The sequence below is a fragment of the Burkholderia sp. Ac-20392 genome, from assembly GCF_017104585.1.
Classification (GTDB): Bacteria; Pseudomonadota; Gammaproteobacteria; order Burkholderiales; family Burkholderiaceae; genus Burkholderia; species Burkholderia lata.
Genome location: NZ_JAAGPB010000457.1, coordinates 1 through 6,810, shown reverse-complemented (window position 1 = coordinate 6,810; position 6,810 = coordinate 1). Strand labels below are relative to the sequence as shown.

5 protein-coding genes are annotated in these 6,810 nt (G+C 68.1%); 1 reads left to right on the top strand and 4 read right to left on the bottom strand.

The window, feature by feature from the left end; genetic code table 11:
• The 4 genes from G3N99_RS31875 to G3N99_RS31860 form a co-directional block, all read right to left on the bottom strand.
• The coding region (locus tag G3N99_RS31875) for a transglycosylase domain-containing protein (RefSeq protein WP_206124367.1) at positions 1-2,455 on the bottom strand (2,455 nt) is incomplete at its 3' end.
• A 174-nt stretch (positions 2,456-2,629) separates the two neighbouring features.
• Entirely contained in the window at positions 2,630-3,637 is a 1,008-nt protein-coding gene (lhpH, locus tag G3N99_RS31870) for a trans-3-hydroxy-L-proline dehydratase (protein ID WP_206124366.1), read from the bottom strand.
• A 65-nt stretch (positions 3,638-3,702) separates the two neighbouring features.
• A complete protein-coding gene (locus G3N99_RS31865; protein ID WP_174935354.1) occupies positions 3,703-4,824 on the bottom strand; it encodes a branched-chain amino acid ABC transporter substrate-binding protein in 1,122 nt (373 codons plus the stop codon).
• Between the two features lie 121 nt (positions 4,825-4,945).
• Positions 4,946-5,683 carry a GntR family transcriptional regulator gene (locus tag G3N99_RS31860; RefSeq protein ID WP_206124365.1) on the bottom strand — a complete coding sequence of 246 codons (738 nt, stop codon included), beginning with the start codon at positions 5,681-5,683 and terminating at the stop codon, positions 4,946-4,948.
• A gap of 264 nt (positions 5,684-5,947) precedes the next feature.
• Between G3N99_RS31860 and lhpI the strand changes: the two genes are divergently transcribed.
• The coding region (lhpI, locus tag G3N99_RS31855; RefSeq protein WP_206124364.1) for a bifunctional Delta(1)-pyrroline-2-carboxylate/Delta(1)-piperideine-2-carboxylate reductase at positions 5,948-6,810 on the top strand (863 nt) is incomplete at its 3' end.

Sequence of the window (6,810 nt, the reverse complement as noted above, 5' to 3'; positions counted from 1 at the left end):
GTTGCGGCTGCGATTGCGAAGCGCCCGCCGACAGCGCGGCGGCCGACGCGGCCACTTCGGACGCCGGCACCCATTCCTCGACGATGCCACCCGATGCCGCTTCGGGCGCCGAGGCAGCCGAAGCGGCCGAGGCCGCGCCCGTATCAGCCTCGGGCGCACGCTCCACCCGCTGCGTCCTGACCGGTGCGGGCGCCTTCTTCGCCTCGGGCGGGAACCACGTGTCGTACAGGTCCGTCACACGCTCGCGCAGCGACGCGAACCAGCCCGGCGACGGCTCGGTATCGAATTTCGCCTTCGTGTCGACGATCCGGGCGCGCTGCGCACGCTGGAAGAAATCGCCGACGATCGGCAGCGCACTGTGCGCGCCCTGCCCCCAGTAGTCGCTGCGCAGCGTCACGCGGCCGTCGTCGAAACCGACCCACGCGCCGGCGACGAGGCCGGGCTGCATCAGGATGAACCAGCCGTCCGCGTTGTCCTGCGTCGTGCCCGTCTTGCCGGCCACGTCGCCACGAATCCCGAAGCGTGTGCGGATGCTGCCGCCCGTGCCGCGCGTCACGACATCGCGCATCACGCTGAGCAGCGTCTTGTCGGTTTCGGCGTCGAGCGCGCGCTCGGGCGGCGCCGGCGCGTATTCGGCGAGCACGTCGCCCTGGCGGTTCTCGATCCGCGTCACCATCTGCGGCTCGACATACAGCCCGCCGTTCGCGATCGTCGCGTAAGACGCGACCATTTCCTTCAGCGTGACCGGGCTCGTGCCGAGCGCCAGCGACGGCACGCGTTCGAGCGGGCTTTCGCGCACGCCCATGTCGCGTGCGAGCCTGGCCACGGACGCCGGCCCGACCTTCTCCATCACCTGCGCGGTGATCCGGTTGCGCGACAGCGCGACCGCGTCGCGCAGCGTCATCGGCTTGCCGGTCGGCGGCACGTCGTCGTTCGGCCGCCAGATCTCGCCGCCCTTCAACGGGATCTCGATCGGCTGGTCGATGAACGTATCGTCCGGCTTCATCCCGTTCGCGAACGCGACGCCATAGACGAACGGCTTGAACGTCGAGCCCGGCTGGCGCCGCGCCTGCGCGACGTGGTCGAACGGTTCGTTGGTGAAGTCGCGGCTGCCGACCCACGCGCGGATCTGCCCGTCGCGCGGATCGATCGCGAGGAAGCCGGCCTGCACGTCGGTCTTCGTCTTGCACAGCGCGCGCATGAAGCCGCGGTCGGCCGCGAGCAGCTTCATCGCGGCCGCGTCGTCCTTGCCGGCGTCCTGCGCGGCCTTGTACTCGGGCGACTCGCGCATGAAGGTGCGGAACACCTCGTTGTCGGTGCCGCAGCCGTCGCGACCGCTCCAGGCGTTGTTCGCAATGCCCTGCAGCTGGTTGCCCTGCAGCGTGAGCGCCTGCGTCGCCATCTGCTGCAGCCGCGAGTCGATCGTCGTGCGCACGATCAGCCCGTCCGCGTAGATGTTGTAGTCGTTGCGGTCGGCCCACGCGATCAGCCATTTGCGCAGCTGCTGCGCGAAATGCGGCGCCGGCCCCGGCGGCTCTTTCTGCCGCTCGAAGTCGATCCGCAGCGGCCGGCGCTGCAACTGCGCGAACTGCGCCGGCGACAGCTTGCCGTACTTCACCATCTGGCCGAGCACCGTATTGCGCCGCTGCAGCGCGCGCTCGGGGTTCAGCACCGGGTTGTAGTAGCTGTTGCCCTTCAGCATGCCGACGAGCGTCGCGCTGTCGAGCACGTCGAGCTCGTCCGCCGACTTGTCGAAATAGGTGCGGGCCGCCATCTCGACGCCGTACGCGTTGTACAGGAACGGCACCGTGTTCAGGTAAGTCTCGAGGATCTGGTCCTTGCTGTAGACCGCCTCGATCTTCAGCGCGGTGATCGCCTCCTTCACCTTGCGCGTGAGCGTCGGCGCACGGCCGATCTCGTCCGGATACAGGTTGCGCGCGAGCTGCTGCGTGATCGTCGAGCCGCCCTGGCGGCTGCCCGAGAACGTATGGAGCGCGGCCGACGCCGTGCGCTTCCAGTCGAGGCCGTGGTGCTCGTAGAAACGGTGATCCTCGGTCGCGATCAGCGCGTCGACCATGTGCGGCGAGATCTGCTTGAGCGGCACCCACTCGCGGTTCGACGGCTTGAATTCGGCCAGCAGCTTGCCGTCGGCGGACAGCACCTGCGCGGGCTGGTCGACGCGCGCCTTGCGGATGTCGCCGATGCCCGGCGTGAACGGGATGAGCACGACCACGTACACCACGAACAGCGTCGGCACGGCGGCGCCGGCGAGCAGCACGCCGCGGCGCGTCGGGTGACGGACATGGCGCCACGCGGTGGCGGCGAGAGGCTTGACCCGCGCGACGGCGGCAGCCGCGACGGGTTGGGCGCGCGCGCCCCATCTGGCACAGAAGTCACGCACTGACGACACGTTTCGGCGATTCACGCGGGTGGAGCTCGGCTGAAAAGGGTGCATCGTACCAAACTCGCGCGGCCGGCCGGACTGCAATGGCGCGGCGGCGGCACGCACGGTGCGGCTGCGCGGCGGTTCACACGCAAAAAAGGCGCGCGCCCCGCAACCGGAACGACGCGCCAAGCCTGGTACTACAAACGGGAGGCCGCGCCAGGCGCGGCCGATCGGCGCCGCAACTCAGCGCACGAGAAAACCGTAGGTCAGCGGATCGCGTTCGTCGACGATCCAGTTCGCGAACCCGCAGATATGCGCGCTGCCCTCCACTTCCGGAATCACGGCCGGGATCTCGCCGACCGTCGTTTCGCGCAGCACGCGCCCCTTGAAGACCGTGCCGACGATCGATTCGTTGACGAGCGTGTCGCCGGCCGCGAGCAGCCCGCGCTGGTAGAGCTGCGCGACCCGGCCGCCGGTGCCGGAACCGGTCGGCGAGCGGTCGACCTCGCGATCCGCGAACACGCAGCAGTTCGCCTGCGTCGAGCCCGGGTGGCGCGGCGCGTTCGCGATGATCGTGCCGTAGATGTGGTTGATTTCCGGAATCTCCGGATGCACGACCGGATACTTCGCGTTTGCGGCGGCCTTCACTTCCGCGCCGAAGCGGATCAGCTTTTCCACGGCCGCTTCGCGCACCGGCAGGTCGAACGGCGCGCCGTCGACGTAGAAATAGAACGCGCCGCCGTACGCGATGTCGCCGGTCACGGTGCCGAACGACGGCGTCTCGACCGACACGTCGCGCTGCCAGATGAACGACGGCACGTTGACGAAGCGCACCGGCCCCGCATGCTCGCCGTCCCACTTGACGAACGCCTCGATGAAGCCGCACGGTGCGTCGATGCCGACCCGCGTTTCCGGCGCCGTGCGCTGCACCCAGCCGAGCTCGACGGCCGCGGTCGACAGTGCGATCACGCCGTGCCCGCAATGGTCGCTGTAGCCTTCGTTGTGCAGGAAGATCACGCCGAAATCCGCGTTCGGCGACACGGGCTCGGTCAGGTAGCCGCCGTACATGTCGGCGTGGCCGCGCGGTTCGAACATCAGCGCGCGGCGGATCTCGTCGGCATTTTCCTTGAGCCACGCGCGCCGCTGGACGATCGTGTCGCCCGGCAGGCGCGGCAGCCCGCTCGTGACGATGCGGAACGCTTCGCCGCCCGTATGGACTTCGACGGTGGAAAGGGATCGGGAAATTTTCATGGTGGATCGAATGCGTTGAAACGAAAGACGGCGGCCGCGCCGCCGTCCGATGGCAGGCTGGCCGGTTACTTCGCGTACGGTTCCGGCAGGCCGTTGCGGATCACGTAGACGGTGGTCGGCGCGCCCTTCAGGTCGCCGTTCGCGTCGAACGAATAGGTGCCCGCGACACCCTTGTAGTCCGACTTCGCGAGCTGCGCGATCAGCTTCGCCTTGTCGGTGGTCGTGCCGGCCTTGACCATCGCGTCGGCGAGCAGCTTCATCCCGTCGTAGTAGTTCACGCCGTAGACCTGCGTATCGGTGTGATACGTGTCGTGGTACTTCTTCAGGAATTCGCGGCCGGCCGCCGTCTTCTCGAGCGCGACGCCGCCCTGCGCGCAGTAGACGATCGACGCCGCGTCGCCCGCGACCTTGCCCATGTCCGCCGAGCAGATGCCGTCGCCGCCGAGCAGCTTCGCGCGCAGACCGCGCTGCTTCATCTGCTTGGCCATCGGCGCGCCCTGTGCCGCATAGCCGCCGAGGAAGATCACGTCGGGGTTGCTGGCCTTGATCTTGGTGAGAATGCCGAGGAAATCGGTGGCCGACGAACTCGTGTATTCCTGGTCGACGATCTTGATGCCGTTCGCCTTCGCGACGTTCATGAACTGCTCGGCAACGCCCTGCCCGTACGCGGTGCGATCGTCGATCACGGCGGCGGTCTTCGCGTTCAGCGTCTTCGCGGCAAAGGTGGCCATCGTGCCGCCGAGCTGTTCGTCGCTCGCGCCGATCCGGAAGATGTTCTTGAAGCCCTGCTTGGTCAGCGCCGGGTTCGACGCGACCGGCAGCATCGGCACGCCGGCGGTCGAGTACACACGCGATGCGGGAATCGCGACGCCCGAGTTGTACGGCCCGAGCACCGCGACGACGCCCTTGTCGACGAGATTCTGTGCAACCTGCACGCCGGCCTTCGGGTCGGCCTGGTCGTCGTCGGAAACCAGTTTGAAGGTGACGGTCTTGCCGGCGACCTTGATGCCGGCCTTGTTGAGTTCGTCGACGGCCAGGCGCGCGCCGTTTTCATTGTCCTTGCCGTTCGCGGCCTGCGGGCCGGTCAACGGCGCCGAATGGCCGATCATCACGACTTCCTGCGCCTGCGCGGAAGTCAGCGCGCCGGCGGCGAGGGCCACCGAGAGCGCGGTAACGAGGTGTCGCATGGTGTCTCCTGATTGGTTTTGTGTGAAACCAATGTAGGACACGCGTGGTCACCATGCAAGCAATTAAAAAATAAAAACTTCGATTCTGGTCATTTTTCAGACCAGAACGAACCTGGCGCAGTCACTTCGGCGCGATGTCGCGCCGTACGCGGAGGATGTGCTGCTCGACATAGAACGCCGCCGCATCGGCGTCGCGGGACACGATCGCCTCGTAGATCAGCCGGTGCTCGGACACGTAGAGCCGGATCCGCCCCGCATCGTAGATGCCGTCGTCCTTCAGCCGCTTCCACAGCGGCTGGTCCATCGTCTTCGCGACTTCGTCCGCGATCTTCACCATCAGCGCGTCGCCGGTCATCAACGCGAGTTGCCGGTGGAACAGCCGGTCGCTCTCGTTCCACAGCGCGCGCTGATGCGGATCGTCGACGTCGGTAATGGTCTCCATCTGAGCCAGATAGCGTTCGGCGCCCGGGTCGGCACGGCCGTGCGCGGCCGCGAGGCGCGCGATCGCGGGCTCCAGGATCAGCCGCACGTCGAGCGTCGACGTCGGGCTGAAATCGGGTTCGGACGCCCGGTGCATGTCGCCGCGCTGCGCGAGCACGTCGAGCGGCGACGCCACGACGTAAGTGCCCGAATTGCGCTTCGTGAACACCAGCCCTTCGTTCTGCAGCGCGCCGAGCGCCTCGCGCACGGCCGGCCGGCCGACCTGGAACAGCCCCGCGAGCTCGCGTTCGGACGGCAGCCGCGACTCGGCGGCATAGCGCCCCGCGCGGATCTCGTCGCGGATCTTCTCGGCCACCTGCTCGTAGATCTGCAGCGGCCTGAAACCGCCTTCGAGTGTGTCGGGACGCGCGGACATCATCGTTGTCGCTCCTGCCCGGTCGCGGGCGTGAATCTGGAATGGGTTCGCACTATACCGGAGCGCGCCGGCATCGAGGCCATGGCGGCCCTTCTGGACAGATATTAGAACCAAAATCGGCAAGCCGCTTTATTTTCTGGGTTGCGGGTGGGCCAGCAAGTGGTATAGATTCGATCCACACTGCCCTGTGTCACGGTATCCGGCAGCCCTGTGGCGGGCGCGGCATGCGCCCGTCGTCCACGCTCACCGACGCATACGACGTACACGATGACCGCCCTTTCCCCGATTCCCGTTTTCGATGCGGCCGACACGGCCGCGCTGCTCGACTACCCGGCGCTGCTCGCCACGCTCAGGCAGGCCGTCGCTGACTATGCGGCGGGCGAGATCGTCAGCCCCGAACGCCTGGTCGTGCCGCTGCAGGCCGGCGGCGTGATGCTGTCGATGCCGTCGAGCGCGCGCGACCTCGCGACTCACAAGCTCGTGAACGTGTGCCCGGGCAACGGCGCGCGCGGGTTGCCGACGATCCTCGGCCAGGTCACCGCATACGACGCGACCACCGGCGACATGCGCTTCGCGCTCGACGGCCCGACGGTCACCGGGCGCCGCACGGCCGCCATTACCGCACTCGGCATCCAGGCGCTGCATGGCGTCGCCCCGCACGACATCCTGCTGATCGGCACCGGGAAGCAGGCGGCCAATCACGCGGAAGCGCTTGCCGCGATCTTTCCCGATGCGCGCCTTCACGTGCGCGGCACGAGCGCCGACAGCGCGGCTGCATTCTGTGCCGCGCATCGCGCGCTCGCGCCGAAGCTCGTGCCGCTCGACGGCGACGCGATTCCCGATGCGATCGACGTCGTCGTCACGCTGACGACGAGCCGCACGCCCGTCTATCGCGAAGCCGCGCGCGAAGGCCGGCTCGTGGTCGGCGTCGGCGCGTTCACCGCGGACGCGGCCGAGATCGATGCGAACACCGTGCGCGCCAGCCGGCTGGTCGTCGACGATCCGGCCGGCGCGCGCCACGAAGCCGGCGACCTGATCGTCGCGCAGGTCGACTGGCAGGATGTCACGTCCCTCGCCGACGTGCTGGGCGGCGCGTTCGACCGCAGCGGGCCGCTGCTGGTCAAGAGCGG